The sequence below is a fragment of the Microcoleus sp. Pol7_A1 genome (assembly GCF_036701085.1).
GTDB classification, from domain to species: domain Bacteria; phylum Cyanobacteriota; class Cyanobacteriia; order Cyanobacteriales; family Microcoleaceae; genus Microcoleus; species Microcoleus asticus.
Genome location: NZ_JAUBQD010000021.1, coordinates 63,149 through 77,118, shown reverse-complemented (window position 1 = coordinate 77,118; position 13,970 = coordinate 63,149). Strand labels below are relative to the sequence as shown.

13 protein-coding genes are annotated in these 13,970 nt (G+C 45.9%); 10 read left to right on the top strand and 3 right to left on the bottom strand.

Annotated features, from left to right (window positions below; all coding sequences use genetic code 11):
• Positions 1-33 precede the first annotated feature (33 nt).
• The 7 genes from accD to QUA20_RS14305 all read left to right on the top strand — a co-directional run bounded on the left by accD (position 34) and on the right by QUA20_RS14305 (position 6,265).
• A complete protein-coding gene (accD, locus tag QUA20_RS14335; protein WP_333189473.1) occupies positions 34-984 on the top strand; it encodes an acetyl-CoA carboxylase, carboxyltransferase subunit beta in 951 nt (316 codons plus the stop codon).
• Positions 985-1,365: 381 nt separating this feature from the next.
• Positions 1,366-1,557 (top strand): hypothetical protein, encoded by a 192-nt coding sequence (locus tag QUA20_RS14330; protein ID WP_006633443.1) that lies wholly within the window; start codon positions 1,366-1,368, stop codon positions 1,555-1,557.
• A gap of 145 nt (positions 1,558-1,702) precedes the next feature.
• Entirely contained in the window at positions 1,703-2,191 is a 489-nt protein-coding gene (gene psbV, locus QUA20_RS14325) for a photosystem II cytochrome c-550 (RefSeq protein ID WP_172185108.1), read from the top strand.
• A gap of 249 nt (positions 2,192-2,440) precedes the next feature.
• On the top strand, positions 2,441-2,941 hold the full coding sequence (gene psbV2, locus QUA20_RS14320; protein ID WP_333189472.1) for a photosystem II cytochrome PsbV2: 501 nt from the start codon (positions 2,441-2,443) through the stop codon (positions 2,939-2,941).
• Between the two features lie 125 nt (positions 2,942-3,066).
• Positions 3,067-3,405: a cytochrome c6 PetJ gene (gene petJ, locus QUA20_RS14315; RefSeq protein ID WP_333189471.1), complete on the top strand. Its 339-nt coding sequence runs from the start codon at positions 3,067-3,069 to the stop codon at positions 3,403-3,405.
• 538 nt (positions 3,406-3,943) lie between these two features.
• Entirely contained in the window at positions 3,944-4,948 is a 1,005-nt protein-coding gene (locus tag QUA20_RS14310; RefSeq protein ID WP_333189470.1) for a CHAD domain-containing protein, read from the top strand.
• Positions 4,949-5,365: 417 nt separating this feature from the next.
• Positions 5,366-6,265 (top strand): hypothetical protein, encoded by a 900-nt coding sequence (locus tag QUA20_RS14305; protein ID WP_333189469.1) that lies wholly within the window; start codon positions 5,366-5,368, stop codon positions 6,263-6,265.
• Positions 6,266-6,455: 190 nt separating this feature from the next.
• Here the strand turns inward: QUA20_RS14305 and QUA20_RS14300 are convergent, their stop codons facing one another.
• Both QUA20_RS14300 and QUA20_RS14295 read right to left on the bottom strand, forming a co-directional pair.
• Positions 6,456-7,100 carry a 2TM domain-containing protein gene (locus tag QUA20_RS14300; protein ID WP_333189468.1) on the bottom strand — a complete coding sequence of 215 codons (645 nt, stop codon included), beginning with the start codon at positions 7,098-7,100 and terminating at the stop codon, positions 6,456-6,458.
• A complete protein-coding gene (locus QUA20_RS14295; protein WP_333189467.1) occupies positions 7,097-8,671 on the bottom strand; it encodes an outer membrane protein assembly factor BamB family protein in 1,575 nt (524 codons plus the stop codon). The genes QUA20_RS14300 and QUA20_RS14295 overlap by 4 nt, the downstream gene beginning before the upstream one ends.
• 127 nt (positions 8,672-8,798) lie before the next feature.
• Between QUA20_RS14295 and QUA20_RS14290 the strand changes: the two genes are divergently transcribed.
• Positions 8,799-10,886 carry a thioredoxin domain-containing protein gene (locus tag QUA20_RS14290; RefSeq protein ID WP_333189466.1) on the top strand — a complete coding sequence of 696 codons (2,088 nt, stop codon included), beginning with the start codon at positions 8,799-8,801 and terminating at the stop codon, positions 10,884-10,886.
• 149 nt (positions 10,887-11,035) lie between these two features.
• Here QUA20_RS14290 and QUA20_RS14285 read toward each other — a convergent pair whose 3' ends face one another.
• Complete coding sequence (locus QUA20_RS14285) at positions 11,036-11,248, bottom strand: helix-turn-helix domain-containing protein (RefSeq protein WP_293180980.1); 213 nt, start codon at positions 11,246-11,248, stop codon at positions 11,036-11,038.
• Between the two features lie 135 nt (positions 11,249-11,383).
• On the opposite strand from QUA20_RS14285, the gene QUA20_RS14280 reads away from it, so the two are divergent.
• Complete coding sequence (locus QUA20_RS14280; protein ID WP_172185126.1) at positions 11,384-11,602, top strand: hypothetical protein; 219 nt, start codon at positions 11,384-11,386, stop codon at positions 11,600-11,602.
• A 453-nt stretch (positions 11,603-12,055) separates the two neighbouring features.
• The gene (dxs, locus tag QUA20_RS14275) at positions 12,056-13,966 is read left to right on the top strand and encodes a 1-deoxy-D-xylulose-5-phosphate synthase (RefSeq protein WP_333189465.1); all 1,911 of its coding nucleotides are present in this window, start codon (positions 12,056-12,058) and stop codon (positions 13,964-13,966) included.
• Positions 13,967-13,970 lie beyond the last annotated feature (4 nt).

Below are 13,970 nucleotides of genomic sequence, written 5' to 3'. Positions count from 1 at the left end.
TACCAATTCCCAATTACCAATTACCAAGTTTTAATGTCTCTATTTGATTGGTTTGCAAATCGACGAAAATCAGTACCGAACTCCCAAGAACGGCCGGAACGAGAAATTGCGGACGGACTTTGGAATAAATGCGAAGCTTGCGATGCCCTGAGTTATACCAAAGACCTGCGAGCAAATCAAATGGTTTGCTTGGAATGCGGGCATCATATCAGAGTTTACAGTGACGATCGCATCGAGCAGTTGATCGATCCCAATACCTGGATGCCCATTAACGAAGGACTGCACGCCACAGATCCCCTAAAATTTCGCGATCGCAAAAAATATAGCGATCGACTGCGAGAATTTCAAGAAAAAACAGGCCACCTAGACGCCGTAGAAACAGGCATCGGCAAACTCGAAAATTTGCCTGTGGCCCTCGGAGTCATGGAATTTCAGTTCATCGGCGGCAGCATGGGCTCAGTAGTCGGAGAAAAACTGACTCGCCTCATCGAACACGCCACGCGGGAACGCTTGTCCGTACTCATTGTCTGCGCTTCTGGCGGTGCGAGAATGCAAGAAGGAATGCTCAGCTTGATGCAAATGGCTAAAATTTCCGGGGCTCTGGAACGCCACCGGGAAGCGAGACTGCTTTACATCCCGATTTTGACCCACCCGACCACGGGCGGCGTCACCGCCAGTTTTGCCATGCTGGGAGACATTATAATTGCAGAGCCAAAAGCTACTGTAGCCTTTACGGGCGGCCGGGTAATCGAGCAAACTCTGCGCGAAAAGCTGCCGGAAAATTATCAAACTTCCGAATACTCCTTCGCCCACGGTTTTGTAGACTTGATCGTACCCCGGACTCAATTAAAGAAAACTCTCGGTCAGCTCATCAGCCTCCACCAGCCCCAGCCGTTCTTGGCAGGCTCGGAATTGTCCGCCCTCAATGGCAGCGACGGCCACGCTGTGCCCCCGCAGACTCACGCTTTCAAGCTTTCTCCCTAAGCAGCAACGCCGGATGATTGTCTGTTGGTGAGTCCGGGGGAGAGACGAAAAATTTCTGAGCAATTGCTCAAAACCCGGTTTCTCGCAAAAATATTGAGTTTGGTAGCGAGACGTTCACGCAGACACTAGGTTTTGAGCCCCGCGCGCGCAAGTCCTATTGGTAATAACGACGCAGCAGTGGGATGATATTGATCGGAAGTTGATTGGCCCTGAAGTTGGGCTGGGCAAAAATGCCTAGTCGCAGTTAGCGGTTAGTTAGCTGGCGATCGAACAAGATCTCAGAACAAACTAACAGAACAAGCTAACAGCGCTTTCTGAAATTGTCCGGCTTTCAGTTAATAGCCGTCAACTCAATTTTGACCTGTCAGCGACCTAAAAATTATGGGTTTTGCAGACCTGTCCATCGCAGAAATAGCAGAGGACTTCAACGTCCCTGTTGAAGACGTGATCCGCTTGTGCGACGAGTTGGAAATTGCCTACAAGCACCCTCAAACCCGTTTGGCTTTGGAGGATGTTAAGGCAATTATGTCTACTCTCGAAAAAAGGCGCGACTCAAAACTTCTTGCAGATTAGATCGCAAAATTCCTCTACCTTTAAAGGTATGGCTGCACTAACTTTCGCCAGTTGTTGCAGAAAGAGGGAATTTTGAACAGAAATCTGTTTGCCAGCTATGCTCTCTTAGCGTTCAATAATTTGCCGGATTTTTTTAAGGAGAACCATGCTTAAAAGATACTTAATTGCTCTGACCGCTGTATTCTTGACATTTCAGTTATTTGTCAGCAGTGCGATGGCTGTCGAACTGAGTCCTGAACTTCGCACTGTGACTTTGAATGACAAGGGTGCTCCGGTAGTGCTGAGCCTCAAACAAGTTCAGCAAGGCAAACGCCTGTTCAATTCGGCTTGCGCTCAATGTCACGCTGCGGGCATGACAAAAACTGACCCCAACCTGAATTTGAGCCCGGAAACTCTGGCTTTGGCCAACCCGCCCCGGAATAATATTGAGTCGCTGGTGGACTTTATGAAAAATCCCACCACTTATGACGGGTTTGAGGAAATTTCGGAAGTGCATCCGAGTATGAAGAGCGCGGATATTTTCGCTGAGATGAGAAATCTCTCGGATGACGATTTGTACGCGATTGCCGGTCACATTCTGTTGCAGCCGAAAATTGTTGCCAAGCAGTGGGCTGGTGGCAAAGGCGCTCGCTAATCGATTTTAGATTTTAGATTTTGGATTTTGGATTTGGGATGGGGCTGGGGTTTGGCAAGGATTGCTGGCTGGCTGTTTTTCTATCTAAAATCTGAAATCTAAAATTTACCCCCTGCTCATTGATTCTCGCCAGTCGAACCCGCCGACTTAAGCTTGTGGACTGGTTGAGGGCGACGAAAGCCAGAGTGAAACAAGAAAATTCGATTTTGCGAGCAAATGTTAGTGAATTATTGACAGTTCTACGCCCTTATGCTGCATCGTGGTGTTTTTGTCTGCTTTCTGTTGGGGATGTTAATTATTTTGCCGCTCGTGCTGTTGGCTCCTCAACCTGTTTTGGCTGCTGGCGATTCTTACGTGAATAGGTATTTAGAAGCCAGCGAACCTGTGCCTTTGGAGTTGGACTCACAGGGGCATACTCGGTTGTTTTCGGCTCAGGATTTGTCTGCGGGCAAGGTGTTGTTCGAGCAAAGTTGCATGAATTGTCACGTCGGAGGAGCTAATTTACCAGATCCCACGATATCTCTGTCTTTGGCTGACCTGAAGGGGGCGACCCCTCCCCGCAACAACATCAATAGTTTGGTGGCGTTTCTGAGAGAACCGATGACTTATGACGGTACTGAGGAGAGTTTTTGGTGCCGCCAAGTCCCGGAAAGCTGGATGTCGCAGGCAGAAATCGAAAATTTGGCGGCTTTTGTGATCCGGGCCGCTCAGAAAGCTCCGGCCTGGGGCGTGGAGAATTTTGAGAGTTGAACTACCGCTGCAAAAAAGTGGTAAATTACTCGGGAGAACGCGATGCGACTGCGCGATCGCGCCTGTTTTAACAGGTAAAATATCTAAAGAATCACCCTTTCCGTGTCCATTAGAGGAGAACTGCGTTGAAAAGACTCTTATCGATCGCCCTGTTAGCGTTCGCAATTTTTACCGTCGGCTTTGGCCGCCCTGCTTTGGCAGGAGATGCTGCTAAAGGAGCTAAAATCTTTAGCTCGAACTGTGCTGCTTGTCACATCGGTGGCGGCAACGTGGTTATGGCCCAGAAAACCTTGAAATCGGCTGCTCTTGAGAAGTACGGTATGAATTCTCTCGAAGCTATTACCACTCAGGTAACTAAAGGCAAAAATGCTATGCCTGCTTTCGGCGCCAAGTTGAAGCCCGAACAAATTGAGGATGTAGCAACCTACGTGCTCGAACAATCTCAGAAAGACTGGAAAGGCTAAACTGCCTCTTTGAAGTCAAACAAGCTGGGCGGGCTTGATTTAATTTAAAACTTGTCCTCCCGATCGCACCCTCTCTCTCTCTTTGGCGAATAAATGTCGGTTTGCAGCGATCTTAACCTGTTTGGGAAATATCGCCAGAAATCGGATTTTTATGAGCCCAAGGGCGAGGGAGGGTAATTCGATTTTAGATTTTAGATTTTAGATTTTAGATTGAAGATTGAAGATTGAAGATTGAAGATTGAAGATTTGAAATTTGAGATTGCTAAATGCTGACTTTGGATAAATTGTTCAGCACCTTACATTAACCATGCTTACGCATGGGGGCTAGAAACTCGGTTTCTACGAAAAATCCTGGGTTTTAATTAGAGAAATATAGGAAGAAACGGGGTTTCTGAAATCAGCGTGCGATTGAAAATTAATTAAAATTTATAATTGCTGAGGTTCATAAATTAAAGTGTGTGCTAGGATATAACCCCTTATTAGCAAAGCTTTGAAATCGAGATTAAAGTCGATCAGCAAAGTGAACTCTACACCTGCCATGAATATAAAAACATCAGCAAAAGTTAAAACTCAAGTTAAAACTCTCGCAGACGCAGCCTCTGAGGCGATTGAGAAATATTTCCGCAAAAGTGTAGCGCACGAGGCTGAAGTTCTCAAAGACAAAGATGCCGAAGAACTTCATCAAATGCGCGTGGGATTGAGACGTTTGCGATCGGCTGTAACGGGTTTTGCTCCGGTTTTAGACTTGCCAAAAGAGGCTTCTGAGCGCAAAATTGGTAAGGTGGGGCGGATTCTGGGAACGCTCAGGGATTTGGATGTGATGCTCGAAAGTCTCCAAAACCGCTATTACCCGAATTTGCCGGCTGACGAACAGGAAGTTTTGGATAAGGCTTTGTTGAATTTGCTCAAACAGCGGCAGCGGGCTTTGAAAGGGGTGAGGGCGATTTTAGAGCACAAAACCTACGAATCGCTGAAGGAGTCGATCGAGGATTGGCTGGAAAAACCGCAGTATCGGGCGATCGAACATTTGCCAATTGCTGAGGTTTTGCCGGATTTACTGTTACCTCAAGTCAGTGAGTTTTTCCTGCATCCGGCTTGGCTGTTGGGCACGGAATATGAGGATGGCAAAGTTAAAGTTGCTGAGGATTTGAATGCTGAGGCTGTTGAAGAGAAGTTAGCAGCAGAGGGAACTATTCTGCACGATTTGCGGAAGCAAGCGAAGCGGGTTCGCTATTTGATGAATCTGTTTGGGGATTTTTACGGCGAGACTTACGAAGTTTATGTCGAAGATGTGAAAGCTGTTCAAGAATGTTTGGGCGATATTCAAGACAGTGAAGTTTTAGGGGAGTTTCTGACAGATTTTGTCGATCGCGATCTGAAAAAAGAGTTGCCGAAATTGGCTGATATTTTGGCAAAAAATCGCTACGCAGCTTGGCAAAAATGGCAGGTTTTGCAGCGCAGGTATTTGAATTCGGAAATTCGGAAAGGTTTGCGATCGGTATTAATTCATCCTGTGGTTGAAGATGCTGTTAAGGTCGATTAGCAGTCGGAATTTTATTGATTTGCAGTTAAGCTTGGGCGCGGTTTGGGCGCAACTGCAAGCAACACAGAAGTAGCTCGTTCTAATTAAACGTAAGACGCTCTATATTCGCGTATCCCTACCCCCTGCTCTTAAAATTTTGATTGCCTATGTTAAAATTCTTGCCGGCAGGGAGAGTCCCCCGCCTGTCAAGATTTTGGTTGAAAGTAAACAAAAACTTTAGTCATGGAAAAGAAAATGAGTAGCCAACTTAACAAACCTCTGGAAATATGGATCAATGAAGATTTACTACTTCCTGGTGTACGCCCAGCCCCACTGCTAATGCACCTCAGCCCGCCGGACACTAATCCAGAGTTAAAGTTTTGGAATTTGCTCAGGGATAAATTGCCGGATCTAGTCAAGATTCACCGATTTACAAAATTGGCAGATGCAGGCAAGATTGTGGTGACTCCACATTTTATTTCAAGTTATTATAGCTTTAAGAAGCAAGGTGAATTTTATAAATTCAAACGCCAAGTATTAGGATCGCAACGAACTCTCGTCACTTTTTCAAACAGTATGGAGTTTAAGCCTTCTCAAGGAGAAATATTTTTTGCATCTGCCACTTACAATGATAAAAAAGAAAAATCAATACCTACGCCCCAATGGCTTTACGAATTAGGAGAGAAGGTAAATATCTCAAAACCATCAATTCCTACTGTCGGTTTTGTGGGAAATAGTGAATATCCATCCCGACTAAATTCGCTGATATTACGTTATATTAAATTTTCAGATTCTCTGGTTAACTGGATGGCAGGCAACCTTTCTGTTAATCGTAATTTGAATTTGGGAAGGCGAATGTTGATTGCAGCATTAGTCCGAAAAAAAATAATTAATGAATTGCGAAAAGCGAAAAATCTACAAACATCTGTGATTGAAAGAAAGGGAGAGTTTTTTAGTCTGCCATTGGAAGAAAAAAAGCGCCAAAGAGCCGAGTATATCGAAAATATCGAGAATAATGCTTATATCTTGGCGATGAGGGGAGACGATAATGGCTGTTACCAGCTCTTGGAGGTGATGTCAGCAGGAAGAATTCCGGTTTTCATTGATACCAATAGATTGTTACCGGAGTTGAGAGGGATGAAATGGGAAGATTTTTGCGTTATCGTTCCTTTTTCGGAAGTGCATCGGATTGGAGATTATATCCAAGCTTTTCACGATAAACTTTCGGATGAGGATTTTGCTGAGGTCTGCCGGAAATCTCGCGCTGCTTTCGATCAGCTACTCCCTCACAACTTTGTTGTCAGGATTTTGGAAATAATTGCCAAAAGTACCAACTAATGATGTATAAAAATGGCTAGAGAATGGCATCTAAGAATGTCGGAGCTAACTTCAATATCGGAGAAAATTACAGCAGTTATTAATCATTTGCTAGATTTTTTTTCCGGCAGACGTGTTAGACTTGGCTAGTTATTTGTATTGGCAGGAGTTGATCGGAAGAAAAAGCGAGCGCTTTTTTCTTAAGAGAAAATCACGACTGCAACCACTTCATAAACTTATTCGTCGCAGTGCCGATCGACTGTCCTACCTGTTTCTTCAAACGCCACCGCTGAAAGGCTTGTTCGTAATCTTCCCCTTCAGTTTGATAAACATTCCAAGCATTCAGCGACAATCCCAATCCCCACGTTAGTAAAATAAAAAGCGACCAAGAAAGCTCGTGCGCTGCTGCTAGATTAAACAAAACTAAAAAAGTATTGATAATGCCGTACTTGGTCACATTTTTCTGCAATTTGCGACGACGGTAAGTGTTAAAAACCAGCTTTTCTTGAACTTCTCCTCTAGTTGCTAACCATTGCTGTTCCGCCGCCAGAATATCCTGTTCGGAAATGCCCAATTCCGCCGCAATCTCAAAAAGCTGGACTCTGGATAATTCCCCTTCATCCTGGCGCCGCGCGATCGCAAGCTGTAAAATACCTTGAGCATCCTCTGATCCGTAAATTTGATTTATTTGACTTTCATTTGTCGCCATAACAAGTTTCCTATAATTCCTGACATCATTTCTATGATAGAGATAACCGCAGTTAAACGGCAGGTAGTGACATTGGCGGATTTCAACACCCGGAAAATGAGGAGGCGATCGCACTTCCGACAGCCGCCAACCGTGTAGGTAGTTCACCCCAAAGTATACATCCAGCCATCCCTTGCACAAATCCTCACAATTCCGTCCCAAACTACAGGCGTTGCCTCAAATGACAAACCCGGTTTAAATCTCCCTGATTCTATTACTTTCAAACGGTAAAACTCGCCTTTAGCATTTCTCAAAGCATTCTGATCCCCAGACTTCGCTCGTTCCCAATTTAAATTGAACAAATAAACACCGTTGTATCCCGCACTGATCAGTTTATTGCCATCGGTAAAAATCGGAGTAGAAATTGAAGAACCAATGGCTTTTTTAAACACTATTACCGGAGTATCGTAAGACTGCTTCCGCCAAGGTACAGCAATTTTTTTGCCTGTAACCATATTTTGGGAACCGATGTATAAATTGCCGTCGATCGCATTTGTGGCAAACAGGGCCGGAAACTCCCCTGAATTGTACTCGTCATTCAACGCCACCGAGCCAATTATCCCTCCTTCCCAGCTAGAAAGTCGGCGATTTCCAGTAGGCAAAAACCATTCAACACAGGCATTCGGTTCCTTGTTTGGATTCAGCTTTAGCACTCCGCCGTTGCCCTGAATGTATTGTTTTTCAATCGCACAAAACAGTTTACCAGATTTAGAAATTACAGCACTTCCGTCCAAATCTGAACCCGTATAGAAATCCCATACTATCTTTTTAGTTTCAATGCTAATACCGTAAATATGACCGGAACCAGCAGCTATAAATATTCTATCTTTCAGCCTCGATGGGGATGATTCCGCTACCAAGTTTCCGCCGTGCTTGCTGATATCTCCTGCTGCATAAAGCTGTACTTCTGACAAGATATTTGGCTGCTTGATTCCTTGTTTAATTTTTGCCTGGCTTGTGGAACTATCGAGAAAATAGCCGATCGCATTTTCCCCCGCATTGAACAAAACGCCACCGCCGATGTCCAAAGCGCTGCTGTCATTATCGCGGCTGTAGCTGGGCGTTCTCCTGATGTCCAATTTCCAAAGTTCCTTGCCAGTTCTAAAAGATATTGCCCTAAAACTCGGCACGACATTTTTGCCACCACCGCCACTGCGGCTTCCCTGCAAAATCACAATTCTGTTTTCGGCGCTGGCTTTTTCATCGATATAAATCGTTGATGAACCTTTAATTATATCATCAAATTTATAGCGCCAAACTTCTTTATTTGTAGCAATATCTATTTTGCGCAAATTGTGGTCGTAAGCACCTATAATTAAATAAGTTTTTCCCCCGTCTCTGGTAATAGTCGGCTGTCCAGTCCAACCGGCGCCGCTCCAAACTACAGACCGCCTTCCCAGAAAAGTCCGGCCGCTGCCGAGTTGAAATTTGTCGATTAACTTCAAACTTTTCGGAACACCTCTGCCGTAGAAACGGCGCTTGTCGTTACCTAAAAATGTCGGGACTAATAATTCTATTTCTGGCTCTGCTTTTGCCAGAGAATTGTTAAGATTAGTTTCTAATAAAGCTTGTTCCGAAGAGGCAGTTTGGTACAGTTTGAGAACAGCAGGAGGAACAGCGGCGCTCAGCAAAAATTGTCCGAGCTGTTGATTGAAGGTTCTCCGAGATGATAAACTCATGTTAGATCGAGATAATCAGCCATAACATTAAAACACAATTATCAGCAACAACTCAATTAAAACATCTCGCGCTAAACTGCTAGAGAAATGACAAGCTTACCCAGTACGAGTGAAAGTGGATTTGATTATGGTCAACCGTCTTGCTCAATCCCAAAGCCTTTACCTGCGGAAACACGCCGAAAATCCGATCGACTGGTGGCCTTGGTGCGACGAAGCTTTGGAAGCGGCCCGGAGCGAAAATAAACCGATTTTCCTGTCAATTGGCTACTCTAGCTGCCACTGGTGTACGGTCATGGAAGGAGAAGCATTTTCCGATCGCGCGATCGCTCAATACATGAATTCGCACTTTATACCGATAAAAGTCGATCGCGAAGAACGGCCGGATATTGACAGCATTTATATGCAAACATTGCAAATGATGACCGGTCAAGGCGGTTGGCCGCTCAACGTTTTTCTCACTCCAGACGAGCGAGTTCCCTTCTACGGAGGCACTTATTTCCCCGTAGAACCGCGCTACGGACGGCCGGGATTTTTAGAAGTTTTGCAAGCAATTCGCCGCTTTTACGACACAGAAAAAGGCAAAGTAGAAGCCTTCAAAGCAGAGATTTTAGGCAACCTCCAACAGTCGGCAGCGCTGTCAGGGGTAACCGCCGAATTAAATCGCGAAATTTTTCAAAAAGGCTTAGAAACTACCACCGGAATTATTGCCGGCAGCAACCCCGGCCCCAGCTTTCCGATGATACCTTATGCTGAGCTAGCACTGCGGGGAACGCGATTTAATTTTGAATCAAAATACGACAGCAAACAAGTCTGCACTCAGCGCGGATTAGACTTAGCATTGGGCGGCATTTACGACCACGTAGGCGGCGGATTTCACCGCTATACGGTTGATGCGACTTGGACTGTGCCGCACTTTGAAAAAATGCTCTACGACAACGGTCAAATTGTTGAATATTTGGCGAATTTGTGGAGCGCGGGAATACAAGAACCCGCTTTTGAAACTGCGATCGCGGGGACAGTAGAATGGTTGAAGCGAGAAATGACCGCGCCAACCGGCTATTTTTATGCTGCACAGGATGCGGACAGCTTTAACACTTCTGAAGAAGTTGAACCGGAAGAAGGAGCATTTTATGTCTGGACTTATGCCGAACTAGAACAACTGTTAACTGCTGAGGAATTGGCGGAAATTAAAGCACAGTTTACTGTTAGTCGCAGCGGCAATTTTGAGGGTCAAAATGTATTGCAGCGCCGCTATCCGGGAAAACTGAGCGACACGGTAGAAACGGCTTTGGCTAAACTCTTTGCTGTTCGCTACGGTGGCAATCCCGATACTGTAAAAACCTTTCCCCCAGCCCGCAACAATCAAGAAGCTAAAAACGACAGTTGGCCGGGTAGAATTCCCGCCGTTACTGACACGAAAATGATTGCTGCTTGGAATAGCTTAATGATTTCGGGTTTAGCCCGCGCTGCGGCTGTTTTTGGAAATTGGGAATATCTGGAATTAGCTGCGACAACTGCTAATTTTATTTTAGAGAATCAGTGGACGGATGGGCGGTTTCAGCGGTTGAATTATGACGGACAATCTGCTGTAACCGCGCAGTCGGAAGATTATGCTTTGTTTGTGAAAGCATTGTTGGATTTGCATCAAGCGAGTTTGACTTTAGGAAACGGGGAAGAAGCAAAACAGTTGCCGAATTCTCAGTTTTGGTTGGAGAAAGCTGTGCAGGTACAAGAAGAGTTTGATGAGTTTTTGTGGAGCGTGGAATTGGGAGGATATTACAATACTGCTAAGGATGCTAGCGGAGATTTGTTGGTGCGGGAACGCAGCTATATAGACAACGCAACTCCGGCGGCGAATGGAATTGCGATCGCCTCTTTGGTTCGCCTCGCACTGCTGGCGCAAAATTTGGAATATCTCGATCGCGCGGAGCAAGGTTTGCAAGCTTTCAGCAGTATTGTACAAGATGCTCCGCAAGCTTGTCCGAGTTTGTTTTCTGCTCTCGATTGGTATCAGCATTCTACCCTAATTCGCACGACTCCCGACCAAATTTCGGGGTTGATTTCCCAGTATTATCCGACTGCTGTCTGTCAGATTGAGGGTGATTTGCCTGAAGGTGTTATCGGGTTAGTTTGCGAGTGTTTGACTTGCAAAGAACCGGCGAAAAGTCAAGAGCGGCTGTTGGCAGAAATTTGGCAAAGTCAAACCCGAGTTTAGCACGGGGAGCGGGTTTACGAGATTCTTAGTTTTCAGGCGACGCATTTTGTCTGGCGCGTCGCCTATGAGATTATCGAGCTTATTTTGATATGTTTTCAGGCGGCGACGCACCCTACGGTAGTTGTTAGATGAGCGCCATTTGTGATCCCTCAATCTTCCAAAATCTCAACTAAATCTTCCATAGTCACGTCGAAGGCGCGGGCGATTTTGTAGACAGCAGAAATATCGGCCGTGTTCAAAGCATCGCGCTGAACGTAGCTTCTAACAGTGTTGTAATTCACTCCCGATCGATCGGCAACTTGCTTTAGAGTCCAACCCTTTTGCTCAGCTAGTTCTCGAATCCGCAGTCTAACGTATCCCATGCTTTAGCTTGACATTGATGCGTATGCAACATACAATAGCTATGTACACTGAAAACGATCGCCCTCCTAGCCTGGAAAACTTAAGGGCGATCGCCTTTTCTATCACTCTCCGCAAACGCGGGGAAGGATTACCCTATGATACCAACATCAAAGCCCAAATTAAACACTCATCCCTGGTGTATCGTGCGGCAATTGCCAAATATGCAGCGATTGGTTGTGGCAAGGTTCCACCGCCGAGGCGATGCAGAGGGATATCTCCAGATTTTACGGCGGTTGTTGCCGGCGGCCAAACACGCGATCGTATTTGATACGACTGGGGCCGAGAAATTGCCAGAAGTTCGATCGGCTCAATGAGAGCAAATGTTGTAATTGATGAGAGCGAGATCCTTTTTTGTTTTAACTAGAAAACCGATTAATAGAAAAGGGAACTCGTCCTTTCCTGACAAAAAGGAAGTAAGTCGCTCTAATTAAACGTCAAACGTTTTTCTGTTAGATACCCCACTTCTTAAAGAAGTCGGGTATCTGAGTATTCTATTTTTTTAGGTGGGCTTTTAGCTTTAAATGCTTAAGAATCCCCATCCAGCTAACAACTAGCCATTAGCAACTAACAACATAAGCTTTTTTTATATTGACGGCGCACAAGTTATTAACTATAATTACAGACCAAAAATAACAAAAATCTTACGCCTAACAGTTTTTCTCAAATAACCGTTAAACTATTCTAACGTTTGCGCGTACCCAACGTCGCAAGCCAAACCTATATCTGTTAAGGATTCGTCCTGATTCACAGGAGCAAGATTTTAAAATATGCATCTGAGCGAACTGACTCACCCAAACCAATTACACGGCCTCTCGATTCATCAACTCGAACAAATTGCCCGACAAATTCGAGAAAAGCATTTAGAAACTGTAGCAGCCAGCGGCGGGCACCTCGGCCCCGGATTGGGTGTAGTGGAACTGACCTTAGCACTCTACCAAACACTTGACCTCGATCGCGACAAAGTTACCTGGGATGTCGGCCACCAAGCTTATCCTCACAAATTGATAACCGGCCGCTACAACCAATTCCACACCCTCCGCCAAAAAGACGGCGTTGCAGGCTATCTCAAGCGCTGCGAGAGCAAATTTGACCATTTTGGTGCTGGCCACGCTTCCACGAGCATCTCAGCAGCTTTAGGGATGGCGATGGCGCGCGACCTCAAGGGCGAAAACTTTAAGACTGTAGCAGTCATCGGCGACGGTGCATTGACTGGCGGCATGGCACTCGAAGCGATCAACCACGCGGGCCATATGCCGAAAACCAATCTGATGGTAGTGCTCAACGACAACGAGATGTCAATCTCGCCCAATGTCGGCGCGATTACCCGCTATTTGAACAAGATGCGACTCTCGCAGCCGGTGCAATTTCTCAAAGATAACTTAGAGGAACAATTCAAACAGATTCCCTTTGTCGGCGAAACTTTTACCCCAGAAATGGAACGCCTCAAAGAAGGGATGAAACGCTTGGCAGTCTCGAAAGTTGGAGCCGTAATTGAAGAATTGGGCTTTACTTACATGGGCCCGGTAGACGGACACAATTTGGAAGAGTTAATTGCCACTTTCAAACAAGGTCATACCATCCAAGGCCCGGTGCTAGTTCACGTTGTGACTGTGAAGGGCAAAGGATATGCGATCGCCGAAAAAGACCAAGTAGGGTATCACGCCCAAAATCCCTTTAACTTAGCCACAGGCAAAGGCATTCCCTCAACCAAACCCAAGCCTCCTGCTTACTCGAAAGTCTTTACCCACGCCCTGGTCAAGCTAGCAGAAAATAATCCAAAAATTGTCGGCATTACCGCTGCAATGGCAACCGGAACAGGTCTGGATAAACTTCAGGAAAAACTGCCGAAACAGTACATTGATGTCGGCATTGCCGAACAGCACGCCGTGACTTTATCGGCTGGTTTAGCCTGCGAAGGAATGCGCCCCGTTGTAGCAATTTACTCGACCTTTTTGCAGCGGGCATACGATCAAATAGTTCACGATGTCTGCATCCAAAATTTGCCGGTTTTCTTCTGTTTGGATCGAGCCGGCATTGTCGGCGCTGACGGCCCCACCCACCAAGGAATGTACGATATTTCCTACTTGCGCTGTCTGCCAAATATGACAATTATGGCACCCAAAGACGAGGCAGAATTGCAGCGGATGATAGTCACGGGAATCAACCACACAAGCGGCCCGATCGCCATGCGTTACCCGCGCGGCAACGGTTACGGCGTGCCTCTGATGGAGGAAGGTTGGGAAGAATTGCCGATCGGCAAAGCCGAAATTCTCCGCAACGGCGATGATTTGCTGATATTGGGTTACGGTTCAATGGTTTATCCGGCGATGCAAACTGCCGAGATGTTGAGCGAGCACGGCATTGAAGCAACTGTAATCAATGCGCGTTTTGTCAAGCCTTTGGACACCGAATTAATCTTGCCTTTAGCACAGCGAATCGGGCGAGTTGTCACTTTAGAAGAAGGCTGTTTGATGGGCGGTTTTGGTTCAGCAGTAGCCGAATCTTTGCTCGACAATAATGTCCTCGTGTCGCTGATGCGGCTGGGCGTACCGGATACATTAGTAGATCATGCAACGCCAGAGCAATCATTTGCAAGTTTAGGGCTAACTCCACCGCAAATGGTCGATCGGATCTTAGCAACATTCAGCCGCAAACAGTCACCTGTTAGCGTGAAATAGCTAG

Bases quoted from the DNA above. Each gene is read 5' to 3' on its own strand.
- accD (WP_333189473.1), top strand. From the start codon at position 34: ATGTCTCTATTTGATTGGTTTGCAAATCGACGAAAATCAGTACCGAAC.
- QUA20_RS14330 (WP_006633443.1), top strand. From the start codon at position 1,366: ATGGGTTTTGCAGACCTGTCCATCGCAGAAATAGCAGAGGACTTCAAC.
- psbV (WP_172185108.1), top strand. From the start codon at position 1,703: ATGCTTAAAAGATACTTAATTGCTCTGACCGCTGTATTCTTGACATTT.
- psbV2 (WP_333189472.1), top strand. From the start codon at position 2,441: ATGCTGCATCGTGGTGTTTTTGTCTGCTTTCTGTTGGGGATGTTAATT.
- QUA20_RS14310 (WP_333189470.1), top strand. From the start codon at position 3,944: ATGAATATAAAAACATCAGCAAAAGTTAAAACTCAAGTTAAAACTCTC.
- QUA20_RS14295 (WP_333189467.1), bottom strand. From the start codon at position 8,671: ATGAGTTTATCATCTCGGAGAACCTTCAATCAACAGCTCGGACAATTT.
- QUA20_RS14290 (WP_333189466.1), top strand. From the start codon at position 8,799: ATGGTCAACCGTCTTGCTCAATCCCAAAGCCTTTACCTGCGGAAACAC.
- QUA20_RS14285 (WP_293180980.1), bottom strand. From the start codon at position 11,248: ATGGGATACGTTAGACTGCGGATTCGAGAACTAGCTGAGCAAAAGGGT.
- QUA20_RS14280 (WP_172185126.1), top strand. From the start codon at position 11,384: ATGATACCAACATCAAAGCCCAAATTAAACACTCATCCCTGGTGTATC.
- dxs (WP_333189465.1), top strand. From the start codon at position 12,056: ATGCATCTGAGCGAACTGACTCACCCAAACCAATTACACGGCCTCTCG.